This is a genomic window from Nitrospira sp., assembly GCA_005116745.1.
In the GTDB taxonomy this organism is placed as follows: Bacteria; Nitrospirota; Nitrospiria; order Nitrospirales; family Nitrospiraceae; genus Nitrospira_D.
The window spans coordinates 50589-67689 of the sequence record SWDS01000007.1; the positions used below are offsets into that span (position 1 = coordinate 50589).

The window sequence follows — 17101 nt, forward strand, 5'->3', positions numbered from 1 at the left end:
TGGTTTATGTGTACATGTGTCACCGTTCCAATTACATGAGGGAGACGCGGGTCCTGTGGGTAGATCTTCCTTGTCTCCCTTTGGCCCGCATTGGGCATCGACCTTCACCTCTATCAAGGGTGTATGACATGCTGGGAGAACCGTAAGAAACAATAAAGAAAGTACTAACCCTGAACCGATCTGAAACCACCTGCGTTCTTTCTTCATGTTCTCTCTCCTTCGTTATGTATAGGGATGAATAGGCCAGTCAGCCATTTGCCTTTTAGCGCGGACTGTCGCCGGCATTATTTGCCTCAGGAGTAAGTTTCAGGAATGCTTCCTTGGCCGGCAAAGGACGTCCTTTCGTGAAGAGGTAATCAGAAGCCAGAGGCACTAATTTAAGGTCTGTATCATCCACATAGCCCAGAAAGTTGCGGTTAAGCGATGGAATCGATACAAGAATGCCTTGTGTGTGAGGGGGTAATATTTCTGTCAGTTGCTTAATCAGTTTAGGACGCCCCCAGCGGGTGATACGCCATCCTGTTGGTTGGTCCGTTTTGCTCATTTCTCCATGTTCCTCTAACAGCCGTATGGTTACTGAGGATTCAACCTTGTTTTTGATCTCAACAGGAAAGAGCAGTTGATTTGTAAATATCAATAGATCAGATGTCTCTTTGCCAGGATCAAACTCGCGTAGATTCTTCAGGCCCACATAAAATATAAAGAATGGAAGGGCCTTGGGTTGTATCCTGGCACTCTTTGGGTCAGTTCCAAATCCCAGTTCCTTAGCCCGAAAGAGATTGTTCCCCAATTGTGAGGAAACTATTTCTAGATTCTGGTTTAGCGCGAGACGGGTAGCCTGCTCATCGGCCTTGAAGAAAGCGTTTAGCAACATATTAAAATCAAGCTGACTATTTGGCTTTTGGGTTGTCGGTATGGATTGAACGATCGGCTCGGCAATTGCGCTTGTGCTGGAAAGTACTATTATGCTGATCGTGGCGGTCAGAGATAAAAATGATCGTATTGTCATGGCTTGCCTGTGGATATAGGAACAATCTGCACATACGTTCGGTCATGAGAAAATTCATAGGACCAACCTGGTTTCTTTGCAGAACCACGGACAAACTCGTCAAAGGTTAGATCCTGTGGATTATCATCTTCATTGGGGTCTTCTATTTCGACTACCCGTTGTAGGCCAGCACTGGCTGGTGACTCTCGATAGCCGGTGACGACAAGGGTGTGCTTACCGCCTCCACTCCACTCAATGACAGAAATAAAAGGATAGTCGTTGCATATCTCTGTCTTTAAAACGTCCCAATTGTCGAACCGACCATCCACCCACTCGTAGTCAAATTGATAGTTATCGAGGACCCAGTGTGGCCAACCCCCTCGAACACAGGTCCATGGAGTATCAATAGAATCAGGGGAATTCTTTCTTTCACAACAATTGGCTCCACCCAAACGAAGGCCAAAAACATTTTTCACAATGTCGCATTGGGGGGCGGTAGGTTCGGGTTGTATCTTCTTTTTGTTGCGGTATTCCATTACCGTCCGACTCGATGCCGCCCAGCACCAGGCTATCGTTTGTTGCTTTTCGTGATTAATGGGCAATGAACGGTCAGGCGGGCACACCGGTCTTTTACCTGGCCTCGAAGCATGGAGTTCCTCAAGCTTTTCGATCGAAATAGATGGCTTATTTGGCAAAGACTGCCACTTATCAAGACGACTAGTATCTGAAGATGTCACTGTGACATCGACCTTCACGCATGCTGAAGTGAGCCCAAGGCACAACGCAATGCACAGTCCAAGGGTTTTCTGCATGGTCATTCCCATCATCTTTGATCGATCCTTTACTGTCCGCACCCCACTATGCCGAGTAACCTTGTTTCCATTGTGTGCTCTGAGCGACATCTCCTCACTGCCTGATTGAAAAATTCTAACTAATAATTTCACACAGTATCTTGTGGCTCTAGTTTGCGTAGGTCCACGTGTCTAGATTGTGCCCTGTACTATAGAGTCCTTCGGCCTAAGTCAAGTTGTAATATCCTCGCCACGGCTTTTTGTTCTTAGCCGAGTCAAGGGGAGGTGCCGCACTTTCATCGATACGTCGTTCCACTGGCTTGTGCTCATGTTTTCCATGTCGAGCGTGGTGTTTTTCAACAAACGAGGCTTGAGTAAGACGAATCGAACATGGTCGTTGAGATTCACTAGCTCTCCGAATGTCGTCATCATCCCTCTCCTAACGTGATCGGCCTTTTAGCCCTATGATCTGGTAGCAACAGCAAAATGCAGGCCATATCACCAGACCCGAATGGGTGGTCCCTACATATCATGAAAATACGTAGGCTATGGTGTGGGTTATGCCCCTTCACTCTGGGCAGGATTGATGATGGTGGATGCGCGAGCTGAGAGGGAAGCTGAATCGAAAAGGATTCAGGGTGGATCTAAACCGATACACCACACATCATCTTGAGCATCGCTCGCCGTCGAAGATCACAACTGTCTCAATTGTGGACAGTCAAGAAGAGCAGTCTGTGGAGCCACTGGCAAATGTTCGCACTAAGAAACCTGGCGGCGTCAGCCGTCGGAGCGATAGCACGGTAGCGTTGTCTTTTAGTGTAGCCAGTGATGGCGATGACTTGGACCCTCGGTTTCGCGCGATGAGGCCAGAGGCATGCTCCGTGTTCTCTCCGGTCCAGTGTTCCATCGAAATCGGGCTACTCAGCCAGCCACCTGGTTCGGTGGGGAGGGACTCTCGTCCAGCAAGGATAAAGGTGCTCTGCTCGCCACCAGCCATGGCGATACAGTGGTTATGTAAGAGTACCTGCGGGAGACTCGTCTTCGATGCAAGTTGTCCGACCGCACCACTCAAATTTGATGTCGGCGATTGAATCGTCACGGTGCCACTGGGGCCGCGTTGCGAGGAGGCGCTTACGACGCTGGTAGAGTCAGCCAAGAACAGGGGAGTGACGAACGTAATGTTTCCTCCGGCCCCTCCGACCGCTTGCGCAGTGACAGTACTACCCTGCAAGACCACCACCTTGGGATCGATGAAGATGTTCCCGCCGCTGCCGTCGGTGCCACGAACGGAGCTGCTGAGGGTGCTATTCACGAACCGGACCTGGTCGATGGCCTGAATGGTGATATTGCCTCCATTTGCCTGCGTTGACTCGGTAGCCGTCGTGATGGAAGAGCCGTCTCGCACTTCCAATTGCTGGCCAGCGTTGAGGGTGATATCACCCGCATTGCCGGCGGCTGTGCCGATACTGCCGGCCCTGATCGAGGCATGGTGCGTCAGCGCTACCCGATCCGTGGCTTGGATGATGATGGATCCGCCGGTCGCGGTGGGGCTAGTCCCGCTTGTTTCGGTGGAGATTGTACCGCCTTTATCGAGGGTAATGGTGTTCGCGCGAAGCGTGATCGTGCCGCCTAAGCCTTGCCCTTGCGTATCGGTGAAGATGCCACTGCCGGACCCGTCGATGTGGATGGATTCAACGGAATGCGTAAGGCCGTGGACCGTCACTGTGCCGGCTGAACCAGTCGGGGGCGTTTCGGGAAACTCCACCAGACTGCGACTGGTCACTCTTCCGCCAGACAGCAGCTGAAGGCGGTTGGTAGTAATCGTAATCAGGCCGGCGTTTCCGGTGAGGCTTGTTGTGCTGGAGATGGTGCCGCCGTTCTCGACCATGACCAAGGGAGCATTGATCAATACGTGTCCGGCATCACCGGACGAAAACTCCATGCTGTTGCTGACGAGTTGTGTGCCGGATCCGGAAACTCTCACGGAATCGGTCGCCCTGACCGAAATGTTGCCGGCGTCTCCCGTGCTGCCGCGCGAGGTGCTGTTCAGCTGGCTGGCACCACTGAGGCTCAGTCGTTCCGTTCTGATCAATATCTGTCCGGCCGGCCCTTGGGTATTGACGCCGTCACCAAGAGTTTCACTCACGAGTCGGCTGGCGTCAGACAGGGTTACATCCTGCGCGTGACTTTCTGCTCCGGTGAGTCCTCGAATCGTGATGTCTCCTCCACGTCCTTCGGCTTGTGTGCCTGTGAGAACAGAACTGTTCGTCGCGAGGGTAATCTGATTCCCTTGAAGATCCACATTTCCCGCGGCACCACGTCCTCCAGTGGCAGTCACGATGTTCGATTCGGCCTGCAATAGAATGGTGGGTGTTGTGACACTGACATGTCCCCCGCCTCCAGCGCCCATTGTCCTTGTGGCGATCGAGGAATTTGCGCGCAGGGCTACACTCTCTTCCGAAATGATGTGGACGTCGGCGCCAGGCTCAGTGCCCGAGGTGGCGGATACCATCTGACTGCCCGTGTTAAGCACGATGGTTCCGGGAGGCCCAAGGCGCCCAGCGGTGCTGATTGTCGCCTCGCTCACATCTAGAACTAATTGGCCTCCTTGAATTGAAACCCTGCTCGTCTCGCGGACATTGACGGTTGAGCCTGGTGCCAAGACGATGGAACCGAACGAGGTAAATGAAGCCTCGTTCAGGTTCGGAACAGACTGAAGTGTCATTGCATCGAATTCTCCGGGGGATACTCCGCTGGCCAACCGAATGGTGCCGTTCGGTGCGGAGAGTTGTGCTCGTTGGACCGTGCCATTATCCCGAGCGTCGGGTCCAATGGCGATGGTTCTTCCAACCAACGAAATCTCTGACGCGATCAGTTCGCTGCCCTGGATGGTGATGGTACCGGGATTGGCACTCAAGAATCCGTAGGCGGCGATAGGCGTCGTCGACAGCAGGGCGTCTGCTGCCGCATTGGGAACAGCATGGAACCGACCATTGTCGGTGAAGCGCACATAGTCTGCTGTTGCAAAGGCGACCGATCCCCCTACGTTCAGTGATGCCTTGGGACCAAAGACAATACCAGCTGGATTCATCAGAAAGAGATTGGCCTGCCCAAACCCACTGGTTTGAATGACGCCAGAAATAGTGGAGGGCTGCCCTCCGATGACACGGCTGAGAATAGTCGTCGTATCCAAACGGGTGTCGTTCAGAAAGTTTGCGATAGCGCCCGTGGGAACATTGAAGATGCCGAAACTGTGAAACAGGTTTGTGCCCACTCGGGTTCCACCGGTGATGTCGTATTGCATTCTTCCAGTTGGTGGAGTCGAGGAGAGATCAACCTGCGTTGTAAGCCCTGACGGTGTAATGGGAGGTGCCGTTTGAGCAAACCCTGGTACGCACCAGGGGCTTGGCAGATAAAACACCATCGCCAGAAGAATACAGCCTCTCCATCTGGAGTAGGCTACGGGTGGAGTCGGGGGAGTACCCGACTGCGTCAGATGAAGCTCTGGTGTTATGACTCGCATAATTCTGTTTTCGTCTAGCAAGTGCGATTGCACGACGAGCGTACGCACATAATGGCTTCTAGCACACTACTTCTCTCTTTGTCAGCTTCACAAAGAGCCGGAGAGCATGTCCCTGTGACGTTGAGTCTATTTTGGAAATGCCAAAGACGTCGACTGCAGCAAGAAGGCAGAAGGACTAGTGGCTCTCGACGGGGGTGTCGAGATGAATAATCGAGCGGAGCAGTTTAGATATGCGAAGGAGGGCGGCGCCAACGAAAAACCGTTCTCCCTCCTTCTGCTATCCGCTGTCACTGGGTATGCAGAGAGAACCTGCTCGTGCCGGTGAAATTGGAGGACAATTACAGCGCCCCATTTGTTTCGGCAAGCAATCTTGGAGTTGTCATGAGCGTCTCATGTTCACCGTGCTCGTCATCGATCTCACACAGCAGTTGATAGTAACACCTGACGGCGGGGGCCGGAAGTTGACTGTCATAGATCTTTATCACCTGCTTCTTTGTGAGACCCGTTTGGAGCTGAAATGGTCCGGTGAGTAAATCCCACGTAGGCTCTTCAGCTTCTTTTCCCAAAGTTCCAAACCTGACCCAGACCCGCCGAACATCATGAGCCGTGGAATCGAGGACGATCTCATAGCTGTCCTGTATCACTCGATGTGCGTCACTCACTGGATCTTGTAACATGGTGCCTCCTTTACGCTACAGGGCTTTGTTTAACGTGCATATTGTAGTCAATCTGGCAGACTGTGTCCGAATGCTTATGATGGCTGAGACCTGAAATAATTGCTCGTTCCCACCCATGTGCTGCCATCGGATTTTCGATATATTACCTGACAGTAATAGAAGCCATTGTCTGCAGGTAAGCCAGTCACAAGGCATGTCGAGATGGGGACGGTCTTCCATGTGGTTTGTGTCTTTAATGTTCCTCCACCGGAGATGGCAGTTGTGACGGTGACCTTCCACTGACTGATGTTTGATATGGCTGGGTGGGTTCCGTGCGCATTGGTGGGGACAAAGCTGTAGGCTGTCGTGTGCGACGCTCCGTTGGCAGCTGGAACGGTAATGATGGGCGGCATGTGAAGACCTCCTTTTTATATTGGTTAACGAATACACCAAATCGGCGACACTTAGATGTACGCTCGCTGGTGTTGCAACGCATCACCGTCTTCTGTTTGGTGAGCGTACTCGATGTTCTGTTTGCATAGGCAAGGTCTAGGCCACTGACGGCGATAGCAATACTGGTGTTTGCAGTAATGCGCGAAACAGCTGGACTGTCGGGCCAATGTGGCGTGTTCTCTCTTACAGAGTTCCTGTTAATGACATGAGGACGGGAGGTCGGTGGTGAACCTAAACAGATACACTCTGGATCGAATCCGATTCACCATGGATCGATCCACGAGGTTCATGCGTGCGTGGTAAGGGAAGTAGAGGTCCATCGAAGCCACGTCTCAACACGGTGGGTCGTCACCACTCTACTTGACGTCGACCTGCCTTACGATTCAGACTAGCCTTACTCAGACAGTGCTGAGTCCAGAGCGGTTATGGAGACATCTGATCACGCTCGATACTTAGGACTCAGTACTTGAATAGTGCGCCCGTAGCTCAGTCGGATAGAGCATCAGCCTTCTAAGCTGAGGGTCGTTGGTTCGATTCCAACCGGGCGCACCATTTCGGAGTTGTTATTTTCGAGATTTCCTAAGAGGCTGAAGGGCAAGGATAAATCCTCGCTTTTGGCGGTTCGATAACCCTGATTCAGGTCATAGGGTAGTTTCCTCGAAAAAACCAGCCTTAGCACCATTAGTTTGTCATCCAGCCGGTCAGAACTCCAGAGATAACAAGGGTTTGCAAGAAACGTCATCGCGGTTCGATAAGTTTCGTCGAAGGACTTGAGCGGACGCCCGCAGCTCTGGATTTTTTCCTTCAGCAGAATTTTCTGTTCATCCAGCCGCGTGAGTTCACTCTCGTAATGTTTGATCGCCGTGGGGTTCTCGGTCTGGATCAGACGCTCTACAACCTTTTGAGCCTGCTGGTCGATCTTCAGCCGTTGCGCCTCCAGGGAATGCACGTCCTGTTTAAGCCGGTCCTGGCGGTCCTCCCACAGCTCCTTGAACATCTCCCTGGCCATGGCAAACACAGCCGGGGACGGTCGAAGCTGTTGTAACAGCGTCTCGAACTCCGCTTCCATGATTTCCGCCCGCGTCGATTTGCCGGTAGCAGGGCAGCCTTTCTTTTGACAATGGTAATAGGGATATTTCCCACTACGGCCAGTAGCCCAGCAGGCGGTCAAAGGCTTTCCGCACCCGCCACAGGTCACAAAACCCCGCAGCGGAAAATCCTTATTGAGGTTCTTGCGTGCCGGAGCCTTCGCTTGTCCCTTCAGGCGGCTCTGAAGGGCCTGGAAGGTCTGGAAACTAATCAGAGGCTCATGCTTGCCCGGTTGCAGGCTGATGCCCCATTCCGGGTAGTCGATATATCCGGTGTACAGGAGGCGGCAGAACATATCGGCCAGACGCTGAAAGTGAACACCGCCGCTTTTGCTTTTGGGGTAGAGAGGCTGGGATTCCAAAAAGCGTTTGACCTCGCTTTTGGTCTGGAAGCGCCCCGAGGCGTATCCTTCCATGGCTTCGGCCATGATGCTGGCGACCGGCTCATCGCGCACTAAAATCTTGCCGTGCCCGTCTTTCTTCTCGTAGCGGTATCCCATGGGGGCCTGGAAGACCCAATAGCCGTTCATCATCCGCGCCCGCATGCGGTTCATCACCTGTTCTTTATTTTTCTCGCGCTGATGCGCAGCGACGGAGGCCAGCAAGTGTTCGACCAGGCGGCTATCGGAGTCCTCGGCAAACTCAATCGAGGGACTTTCGAGCTTGCCGCCCGCGCTGCGTATGGCGGCGCGTAATTTGATGTGCGTTTCGATGTCGCGGGCCAGACGGCTGATGTCATCGATGATGACCACATGCGGCTGCTTGCGCTTGTGCTGGTTCAGGAAGGCCAGCATTTCTTTCATCTTCGGGCGATCCAGCAAACTGCCCGTCACGCCTTCATCGTGAAAGACCTGAACGACTTCATATTTTTTGTGGCCCGCGAACTCGCGGCAGCGGGTTTCCTGTGAAGCCAGCCCCGTGCCTTCGCTGACTTGTTTGAGCGAGGACACGCGGCAGTAAATCACAGCCCTGGAGCCTGGTTGCGGCTCCCATTGATCGAAGGATTTAGGAGGTTTTTTCATGGCGGGTCTATCCTTTTCAGGTCTTCATACCTGATGGGTTTCTGTTGATTGAAAGGGTGGTGTCCCGCCGATTCTATGGATTCACCTGGGTCCTGTAAATGATTATGTTCAAGGACTTTGCCGCACTGCTGGAGGGGATGCTGCCCAAAGGCGTGATCGACAAACCCTTCCAGAATGGCCCAGACGCTTTGGATTAATTCAGTCTGTTCCTGATCGGAAAGATTCATTCCGGCGAGAAAGGGTTTGTATTTTTCAACGTCTAACGTCATGGGCAGACCATATAAATGCTGCAAGAGCCGTAGGGGCCGAAAAGTCGTGGCCATGATGGTTTTAGCAGCATCCCGGCTTGTTTCCGGGAAACAGGCGGTGTGGTGCGTCATCCGCGAAAGAGAGACTGAATGTTTGAAAGTCTGTCGTCGGCGGGATACGTGCACGAGCTGTATCTGTTTCCAGAATACAACTAAAGATTTAATGGCAGGTTAAAAATGTCGGAATTCTGCGGGTTTCCGGGCATATTTGTTTGCGGCGATGCACGAAGCGGCACTGTTGACGGGTAAGGCAAGTAATGATCTGATCGGAAGAAAGTATGTCATGCTCAAGATCATGGTGAAGCTATAACCCGCGTTCCCTTGACGAAAGAAATGATTGAAACGCTCAAATCCTATCGCGAGAAAACGGGGGTGGGTAGTGTTGCGCTTCTCAAAAATCAGAGCGACTGCCCTGAGAATCTTACTCCGCGCCACATTAAGAGTTGGCTGGAAGGGCGATTGATATCTGTGCCGCCGGAACACCTGAAGTATGTCCTTGGAAGATGGGAGGCCTTGCCCGTTTTTGAATTTGGCAAAATCACCGAAGACATTTTGGATGTATTGAAAGAGCATTGGCACCGTACAAAGGTTGGCCCAGTACCTTTGCTTAAAGACGCTGCGGCCAAGCCGGAAGGGTTGCGGCCTCATATCATCGCCGCATGGCTAGATGGCCGTAGCCGATCCTATCGCAAGGATCATCTAAAGTATGTCTTAGAACGCTGGAGCGCCTTGCCGGATGCCCTGAACACGAGACGGGTGCTGTCCGGCTATGCCGAAATTACACCGGCCCAGCGTGATCGTCTTCATGAGCTAAAGAATAGAACAGGTTTTGGCCCCAATGCATTAATGAGGGGGGCAAAGGATGCGCCGCGCGGACTTGGCTCAGGCAAAATCTGGGGCTGGTTGGATGGAACTATCAAAACAGCAAAGCCGGAGCAGTTGGCGTATGTCTTTACGCGGTGGGAATCCCTCATAGGGAAAAAGTGAGCCTCTCAGCCAAATTTCGCGCCGCTGGATTGATCAAATTTTGGCCGTATTTTATCAATCCTTAATAAAACTTTAACCATTTCCATATTTAATAAATCTTTCACCTTCTTCTGACATAATGGGTCCGTACTAAAGCATAAGGCGCGGCCAACGCGCCGTCCGGGGCAGCGACTTAGCGTGCCGCTGGGAATAAGCGGGGATGTTGAAGGTGTGTGATGGGATACGATAACGAAAACGATCAGGTCGATGATGAGGCACGCAAGGAAAGAGAGCGTGTCGAAACCGATCTCAGGCGCGCTGTTTTCGGCAGCGACACGAGCAAGAATAATTCACGCCTGAGCCGCAGCCCCAAAACTGAAAAGGCTATTCTCATAGCCGATGAAAAGAAAAAGAAAGAAGAAGAGAGTAAAACACGCGAAACCCTCAAGCGGGCGCAGGAAGCGCTTGATCGCCACCTTGAGCGGTGCCCACCGAATGGTTGACGAGCAACAAGGGCACCGGTGGTTGGTCGATTTAAGTACAGATTCCCTACGTCGAACCGCTCGCGGGCCATCGCAAGATTGGCAGGACTCCTGGCATAGACCCCTCCGGTCAACGCATACTCGGTTTCGTTGGCCACGCGGATCGCATCGGCAAAACTGTCAGCTTTCATGACGGCCAACACCGGTCCAAAGATTTCCTCCTGGGCCACACGGTGATGTGGTTGGATATCGACAAACACCGTCGGCCCGACAAAATATCCATTCTGATCTGCGGTGCGCTGCACGAGGAGCGGGCCTTCTTCGAGACCGAGTGAAATATAGCGTTGGATGGTCGTTTGGGCTCGTGCGTCGATCACGGGCCCCACTCTGGTACCGGGTCGCGATGGGTCACCGATGTCCAAACTCAGCACGGCCTCACGCAGGCGGGAAACAAAGGAGTCGTAGACGGTGCGATGGACGATGACTCGGGAGCAAGCCGAGCATTTCTGCCCCGCGTAGCCGGAGAACGATGCGACGACGCCGGCAATCGCTTCGTCGAGATCCGCGGTGTCATCGATGATGATGGCATTCTTCCCACCCATCTCAGCAATCACCCGCTTGACCATCGGTTGTCCTGGGCTCACGCGCGCTGCCTCGGCCAAGATATGGAGGCCCACGCTCTTCGATCCGGTAAACGCGATCGTTGCGACCTGGGAATGTGCGACGAGCGCTTGGCCGACTTCCGGCCCACCTGGGAGGCAGGTCAAGCATCCAGCCGGTACACCGGCCTCGATGAAGATGTCCGTGAGCAGCATTCCTAAGCCGGGCGAGCGGTCCGATGGTTTGAAGAGCACTGGATTGCCGGTCACAAGTGCCGCAGAAACCATTCCGACGGGGATGGCGAGTGGAAAGTTCCATGGCGCGATGACGACGGTCACACCGCGCGGTGCATAGGTGCGCTGGTTGAGCTCTCCCGGACGGTGGCCTAATCGTACTGGTTTGGCCAGACGGTCCATCTCGTCTGCATAGTAGCGAAGGAAGTCGATCGCTTCTGCGACATCTGCGTCGGCCTCCCGCCAAGTCTTGCCGACTTCGAAGATCTCCCAGGCCGCAAGCTCGTAGCGACGGCGGCTCATCTCCAACGCTGCCTGACGCAGGATTTCAGATCGCGCTTGCGGAGCTTTCTGTCGCCAAGGGTCCCATTCTTGGAGCGCCTGTTCGATAACTCGGTCCAGATCGGATACCGCTGCGCTCCGCACCCGGGCCACGATTTCAGTTGGTTGACAAGGATTCCGGGATTCCAGCCATGGGCCGGTCAGTCTGATACCGGGTGCTCCACCGTGCCATTCTCGGCCCAATTGAGATTGAACCGATCCAATACTTGCCTGCATGGCCTTGCGCACCTCTGTCTGTGAAAAATCGCTGTGTGGTTCGTTGTTAAAACTCTTCTCGCCATTCGTTGGCGTGTGGTGGAGCTGGACCGGCACTGTTGGGGGAACAAGGAGCTGGGCCAATGGCTGGGACTGGACATACTCTTTCTGAAGAAACGATTCGTTCGACGTATTTTCCAAGAGCCGTCGCACCAGATAGGCCATACCGGGGAGAAGCCGACCCACAGGACTGTACAGGCGGACACGACGACCTAATTTGACCATGGATTGCTGGAACGGCTCCGCCATGCCGAAGATCATTTGGTACTCGCGCGCATCAGGGGCCAGGCTCCGTGCTTCCGCATGGGCTTCGATGGCAGCTAACGTGCGAAGATTGTGCGTGCCGAACGCGGGGCGGATGAGATCGGCATGCTCAAACAGCACCGGAATCAAACGTTCGTACTGAATGTCGGTCTCTGCCTTATGGCCAAACAGCGGAGGTGGCCAGCCTGCTTGCCGATATCGGACCGTGTCTGAATCCCAATAGGCGCCTTTGACTAATCGGATGGTAATCGGCGCCTGACGTGTTCGTGTCCAGGCTACGAGATCCTGTACGTCTCGTTCGGTGTCTCGGTGATAGGCCTGCAGCGCGAGTCCGGCATAGGGATAGGATCGGTAGGCCGGCTCTGCGAAGAGCTGCTTGAAGATATGCAGGATCAGGTCTTTGGTCTCCGCCTGCTCCATATCGAAAATCAATCCGGCTGGCAGCGACTGGGCAAGGTCCACCAGTGGCCGAAGACGTGTGGCGACCGACTCGTAATTTCCATCGGGATCGATTGGGTCCAGCCGAGAGGAGAGAGCCGAAATCTTGAGTGAGAGTTGCACGCGCGGGATGGATCCCAGGTGGTCTCGTTCCAGCAAGTGATTGGAAGACCAGGTCTTCGTGGCGCGCTCCAGTTCAATTAAGGCGTTCAGGCACTGGTCACGATAGCGATCAGCCTCCTGCTCGCTGATGGTGGCCTCGCCCAAGAGATCAACAGACCAGGCTCGCCCGTCTGTCCATAACTGTGACAAGGCCGGAACCGCTTCTTCAACTGACGCTCCGGCGATGAACGATGTGGCCATCTGTTCGATCTGTTTTCTGATCGATTGACCGGTAAGACGGGCACCCACCCTGGTTGCAGTCAGGGCCTTCCATCCCCACTGAAGGCCGAAGAGTTCTCCGATGGTGTGGCCAAAATATTCTTCGGCCAGTGCGACGACTCGTTCATCGTCCTGAATGACTGGAAGGACATCAATGAAGTGGAATAGCCGAGTCTTAAACGACGCATCCTTCATCGCCAGATTGATCACCGAATGGGACCACCAGCGGCCATCGAAAATGGAGGGTGAAAGGCCGGCCGACAGTTGCGCAAGCCGTTCGCCAATGCGGAGGATGGCTGGCTCAAGAGCAGGTGAGGTGGTCATCGATCATCCTGAAAATAATGATTCTGTATGGTTTCAGTATACATCCCAGTCGACTGGTGGTCATTGTTCTTTGCTGCCCCAGTCGGCGCATGGAGGATAGCCCGACCGGCCCATTTCATTTCACGTGGTGCATCCCTTATGATAATGGGATCAGGCGTGATGGCGCTTCGATGAGAGGCGTCATTACTGAACGATGCGGTCCAACATACCTGAACTGGAGACTATCTATGGCTGATGAACATGCCCATGGGACGCAGCAACCCCAGGGAAAAGATAATTTGATTCCCGGTGTCAAACATGTCGTGGCGATCAGCAGTGGGAAGGGTGGAGTCGGGAAGTCCACCGTGTCGTCGAACCTGGCGTGTGCCTTGGCGCTAGCCGGTGCGAAGGTCGGTCTCTTGGACGCTGATCTCTACGGTCCTAACATCCCCATGATGATGGGGTGTACCACCGGCCCTGAACAGAAGGACGGCAAAATCGTTCCTGTTGAGAACTACGGGGTAAAATTAATTTCCATGGCGTTCCTCGTGCCGGAAGAGACCGCACTGGTCTGGCGTGGCCCGATGGTCCATCAATACCTGCAAGCTTTTTTCCGAGATGTGCTCTGGGGTGAGTTGGACTATCTGCTGATTGATCTACCGCCAGGCACCGGTGATGTGCAGCTCTCCTTGTCACAAATGGTTCCGTTGGCTGGGGCGATTACCGTGACCACGCCTCAAGAAGTTGCGCTCTACGACGTTCGTAAAGGCATGGCGATGTTTCAAAAAGTGAATGTTCCGCTTCTGGGCATTATCGAGAATATGAGCCATTTTGTGTGTGGCCACTGTGGTGAGCGGACGGAGATTTTCTCCTATGGTGGGGGCGAGCGGGCAGCCGCCAAGGTCGAGGTGCCGTTCCTTGGCCGGATCCCGATTGATCCCGCCATTCGAGATGGGGGCGATACCGGCCATCCCATCGTCGTGGCCAATCCGGCATCCCCTCAGGCTGAGGCGTTTCGGGATATTGCAAAGAAGCTTATGGGAGCACTCGGTGGTGCTGAGAAAAGTGGCCTGTCAGTCGATAGTTTGCTGAAGAAGATCAAGCAGCCATTTAGTCCCAATTGAACGGTCTCATAGTGGAGGGAAGGCATGGCGGAGTTCGTACGTATTGCAGCCCTAACAGATGTAAAGCTCGGGCATGGGATTATGGCAGAAGCCAATGGGAAGACGTTGGCCGTATTCAATGTGGATGGGACGATCCATGCGATCAACAACACCTGTTGCCATCGGGAGGGGCCATTGGGCGAGGGCGAGTTGGAAGGCAATATTGTCACCTGTCCGTGGCATGGCTGGCGGTTCGATGTGACGACCGGCTCGTGCATGAATAACCCATCCTCGAAGGTGGAAGCCTATCAAGTGAAAATCGAAGGCAATGATGTGAAGGTATTACTGGATGTCTGACGTCATGCTCTCGCTATTGGCCGTTACCTCAGACGGAGGGAGAACGTATGCCTGTCTCTACGAATGATCAAACGGAAATCGCGGCCGCGCTCGTGCGCCTCTACGTCTTTTTGACTCAGTACCTCGATCGCTGCTTCGATGAAGCAGCTCGGAAGAGCTATCCGGATTCCGAACTCCAGGGGCATCTCGATGAAACACGACGCCAGCTCATGGAGATTGTGTCGGTGAATCCTGTTGTGAAGAGAAAGCTCGCCGACGAGTGTGACCGAATTCTGGCGCTCGGCGCCTCCTGTCTCAAATCTGGTGCGGCCGATCCCAAGATTCGAGAGATGATTCAATCGGAACGGGCCATACTCAAGAACAAGACTATTGCGTTGAGTGACTTGGTTGCCGTGTATCGAGCCTTAGCATGAATGATGGATGGGGAAGGGCTCGACAAACATCAGCTCGCTGGGTTGGACAACCGGGAACGGGGATTTAGCAGACCGGTTGAGTTTGATCGTGTAGGAGAAGGCTATCGAGCGTTGTTACGGTATGAGACCGTCCGTGTCACGACGGAGATTCATCCGACCCAGGATGACGCACTCACCATCTTGATCCAGACGTTGCATAGTCAGGGTTACCGGCAGCTCAAAACTCAAAGGAGTTTTCGCGACGGAATCTATCTGGGTTCACAGGAGCTGTGGGTAGAATATCCAGATCCTCCACAAGCTGAGCCTGCGCGATTTAGCCTTTTGGGAAAAGTTCTCAGTTGGTTCTGGCCCAACTCTTCGGATGGATCACGTTCATGAGTTTTGTCCCATTGAGCGATCTCCGATCTTCAGCGACAGGTGCGCAGCCCCTCGTAGGTACGAGCCGGCCTCGCCTTCCATCATGGTTTAAGGTCAATGCGAAGACAGGATCAGACTATCTTGATATCAAACAGACGATGGAGCGGCTCAAACTCCACACGATCTGCGAAGAGGCTCGTTGTCCAAACCGATGGGAATGTTGGAATGCGCGTACTGCGACGTTCCTGATCCTGGGCGATATCTGTACCAGGCGATGTCACTACTGTTCAGTCGAGACAGGAAGGCCGCTCGCAGTAGATGAGAAGGAACCAGGTCGTGTCGCGGAAGCGATTCAGGCGCTTGGTTTACGCCATGCGGTGATTACCTCGGTGAATCGTGATGAGTTAGAGGATGGTGGGGCATCGGTCTTTGCCGAAACGATCAGGCAGACGAAACGGCTGAACCCGACATGCACGATCGAAGTGTTGATTCCAGATTTTGAAGGCAACGAGGAGGCACTGGCGACGGTCTGTGCGGAAAAGCCGGAAATTCTGAATCACAACATTGAAACAGTACGGCGGCTCTTCCCATCGATTCGCCCGCAAGGCAAATATCAACGGTCAATTAACTTGCTCGCGAGGGCGAAGCAGCAAGGGATGAAAACAAAGTCAGGTTTGATTCTTGGCATGGGGGAGACACTCGACGAAGCGCGTGACGTAATGCGTGACCTTCGGGCAGTCAATTGCGACATCATCACGATCGGCCAATACCTCCAGCCGACGAGAGAGCATCTGCCCGTCGCTCGGTTCTATGATCCCTCCGAATTTGCTGCACTCAAAGAAGAAGGCCTCGCCATGGGTTTTAGCCATGTCGAATCTGGGCCGTTGGTTCGCAGTTCCTATCATGCTGAGCAACAGGTAGCTGGCGCATAGTTGTGGCCGAGCTTCATCTAGTCTGGAAAACATTCCAGCCTGTGTCGTTGTGTCTCCGCACCGACTCTTTCGCTTGTTTGGTTGATAGCATATATGCTATCTTCAGACAGGGGAGCGAATGGCGCATCCCTCAAGTAAGTCACCATTAACCCGGTTGGTCTATGACGGCACGGTCCTCCGAATTGAGTTTTACATTGCTCCCAATGGCACCATGCCAGCAGAAGACTGGCTCGAACAGCTTTCGGTTGCAGCTCAGCAGAAGTTCGCCGCTCTGTTTGTGCGCATGGGGGACACTGGAAAGATCTGGAATGAGCGTAAGTTTAAACATTTGACCGGGACCGATCAGCTCTTCGAGTTTAAAGTCGAGGCTGATCGCATCCTGTGCTTCTTTTTTGTCGGTCGTCGGCTGATTTTGACGCATGGATTCAGGAAAGCTGGAGACAAAACACCAAAACGAGAAATTGATCGAGCCGAAACGTGTAAGAAAGACTTTGAAGGGAGAGTTTGGTATGAAAGCTAGAGCTGTGGGAATGGGCAAAGGCTGGTTGGATAGGAAGCTCGCGGGTTCAAAATTCCGCAAAGGATTTGAAGAAGAGCTGCAAAAGCTGGCCATCGGTGAGCAGCTCGCTCGGCTGCGCCTGGGGGCAGGATTGACCCAAGCGCAAGTGGCGAAACGTACTGGCACTACAGCCTCGGCGATCAGCCGTTACGAAAATGCGGAATATGATCGCTATGAGCTCCGCACGTTGCAAAAGATTGTCCGTGCTTGTGGCGGTCGACTGGAGATTTCCTTAGAGCCAGGACCAAACACCGACCGAGCTGCCTAGTGCATGGTTTCGTCACTCA

At 53.6% G+C, this 17101-nt stretch carries 17 protein-coding genes and 1 tRNA gene; 9 read left to right on the forward strand and 9 right to left on the reverse strand.

Going from position 1 to position 17101, the window contains the following annotated elements; all coding sequences use genetic code 11:
* Positions 1-262: 262 nt before the first annotated feature.
* The 6 genes from E8D52_10985 to E8D52_11010 form a co-directional block, all read right to left on the reverse strand.
* Complete coding sequence (locus E8D52_10985; GenBank protein ID TKB67795.1) at positions 263-1009, reverse strand: hypothetical protein; 747 nt, start codon at positions 1007-1009, stop codon at positions 263-265.
* Positions 1006-1932: a hypothetical protein gene (locus tag E8D52_10990; GenBank protein ID TKB67796.1), complete on the reverse strand. Its 927-nt coding sequence runs from the start codon at positions 1930-1932 to the stop codon at positions 1006-1008. Before E8D52_10990 ends, E8D52_10985 begins: the two co-directional genes overlap by 4 nt.
* A 78-nt stretch (positions 1933-2010) precedes the next feature.
* Entirely contained in the window at positions 2011-2211 is a 201-nt protein-coding gene (locus E8D52_10995) for a hypothetical protein (GenBank protein TKB67797.1), read from the reverse strand.
* A gap of 286 nt (positions 2212-2497) precedes the next feature.
* The gene (locus tag E8D52_11000) at positions 2498-5302 is read right to left on the reverse strand and encodes a filamentous hemagglutinin N-terminal domain-containing protein (protein TKB67798.1); all 2805 of its coding nucleotides are present in this window, start codon (positions 5300-5302) and stop codon (positions 2498-2500) included.
* Positions 5303-5640: 338 nt separating this feature from the next.
* Entirely contained in the window at positions 5641-5979 is a 339-nt protein-coding gene (locus E8D52_11005; protein TKB67799.1) for a hypothetical protein, read from the reverse strand.
* A 74-nt stretch (positions 5980-6053) separates the two neighbouring features.
* Positions 6054-6371, reverse strand: coding sequence for a hypothetical protein (locus E8D52_11010; protein ID TKB67800.1), 318 nt, complete (start codon positions 6369-6371; stop codon positions 6054-6056).
* Between the two features lie 515 nt (positions 6372-6886).
* Between E8D52_11010 and E8D52_11015 the strand changes: the two genes are divergently transcribed.
* Positions 6887-6963, forward strand: a tRNA-Arg gene (locus E8D52_11015).
* Here the strand turns inward: E8D52_11015 and E8D52_11020 are convergent.
* Together E8D52_11020 and E8D52_11025 are read right to left on the reverse strand one after the other, a co-directional pair.
* The gene (locus E8D52_11020) at positions 6914-8521 is read right to left on the reverse strand and encodes a recombinase (GenBank protein TKB67964.1); all 1608 of its coding nucleotides are present in this window, start codon (positions 8519-8521) and stop codon (positions 6914-6916) included. The genes E8D52_11015 and E8D52_11020 overlap by 50 nt on opposite strands.
* Positions 8518-8844, reverse strand: coding sequence for a hypothetical protein (locus E8D52_11025; protein TKB67801.1), 327 nt, complete (start codon positions 8842-8844; stop codon positions 8518-8520). The genes E8D52_11020 and E8D52_11025 overlap by 4 nt, the downstream gene beginning before the upstream one ends.
* A 318-nt stretch (positions 8845-9162) precedes the next feature.
* Between E8D52_11025 and E8D52_11030 the strand changes: the two genes are divergently transcribed.
* Positions 9163-9816: a hypothetical protein gene (locus tag E8D52_11030; GenBank protein ID TKB67802.1), complete on the forward strand. Its 654-nt coding sequence runs from the start codon at positions 9163-9165 to the stop codon at positions 9814-9816.
* 238 nt (positions 9817-10054) lie between these two features.
* Here E8D52_11030 and E8D52_11035 read toward each other — a convergent pair whose 3' ends face one another.
* Positions 10055-13114, reverse strand: a complete 3060-nt coding sequence (locus E8D52_11035; protein TKB67803.1) for an aldehyde dehydrogenase family protein — start codon at positions 13112-13114, stop codon at positions 10055-10057.
* A 227-nt stretch (positions 13115-13341) separates the two neighbouring features.
* On the opposite strand from E8D52_11035, the gene E8D52_11040 reads away from it, so the two are divergent.
* From E8D52_11040 to E8D52_11070, 7 genes are all read left to right on the forward strand, one after another.
* Positions 13342-14217 carry an Mrp/NBP35 family ATP-binding protein gene (locus tag E8D52_11040; GenBank protein TKB67804.1) on the forward strand — a complete coding sequence of 292 codons (876 nt, stop codon included), beginning with the start codon at positions 13342-13344 and terminating at the stop codon, positions 14215-14217.
* A gap of 24 nt (positions 14218-14241) precedes the next feature.
* Positions 14242-14553: a non-heme iron oxygenase ferredoxin subunit gene (locus tag E8D52_11045; GenBank protein TKB67805.1), complete on the forward strand. Its 312-nt coding sequence runs from the start codon at positions 14242-14244 to the stop codon at positions 14551-14553.
* A gap of 47 nt (positions 14554-14600) precedes the next feature.
* Positions 14601-14966 carry a hypothetical protein gene (locus E8D52_11050; protein ID TKB67806.1) on the forward strand — a complete coding sequence of 122 codons (366 nt, stop codon included), beginning with the start codon at positions 14601-14603 and terminating at the stop codon, positions 14964-14966.
* Positions 14967-15344 carry a hypothetical protein gene (locus tag E8D52_11055; GenBank protein TKB67807.1) on the forward strand — a complete coding sequence of 126 codons (378 nt, stop codon included), beginning with the start codon at positions 14967-14969 and terminating at the stop codon, positions 15342-15344.
* The gene (gene lipA / locus E8D52_11060; protein ID TKB67808.1) at positions 15341-16255 is read left to right on the forward strand and encodes a lipoyl synthase; all 915 of its coding nucleotides are present in this window, start codon (positions 15341-15343) and stop codon (positions 16253-16255) included. The genes E8D52_11055 and lipA overlap by 4 nt, the downstream gene beginning before the upstream one ends.
* A gap of 118 nt (positions 16256-16373) precedes the next feature.
* Positions 16374-16775, forward strand: coding sequence for a type II toxin-antitoxin system RelE/ParE family toxin (locus E8D52_11065; protein TKB67809.1), 402 nt, complete (start codon positions 16374-16376; stop codon positions 16773-16775).
* On the forward strand, positions 16765-17082 hold the full coding sequence (locus E8D52_11070) for a helix-turn-helix transcriptional regulator (protein ID TKB67810.1): 318 nt from the start codon (positions 16765-16767) through the stop codon (positions 17080-17082). Before E8D52_11065 ends, E8D52_11070 begins: the two co-directional genes overlap by 11 nt.
* Positions 17083-17101: the final 19 nt, after the last annotated feature.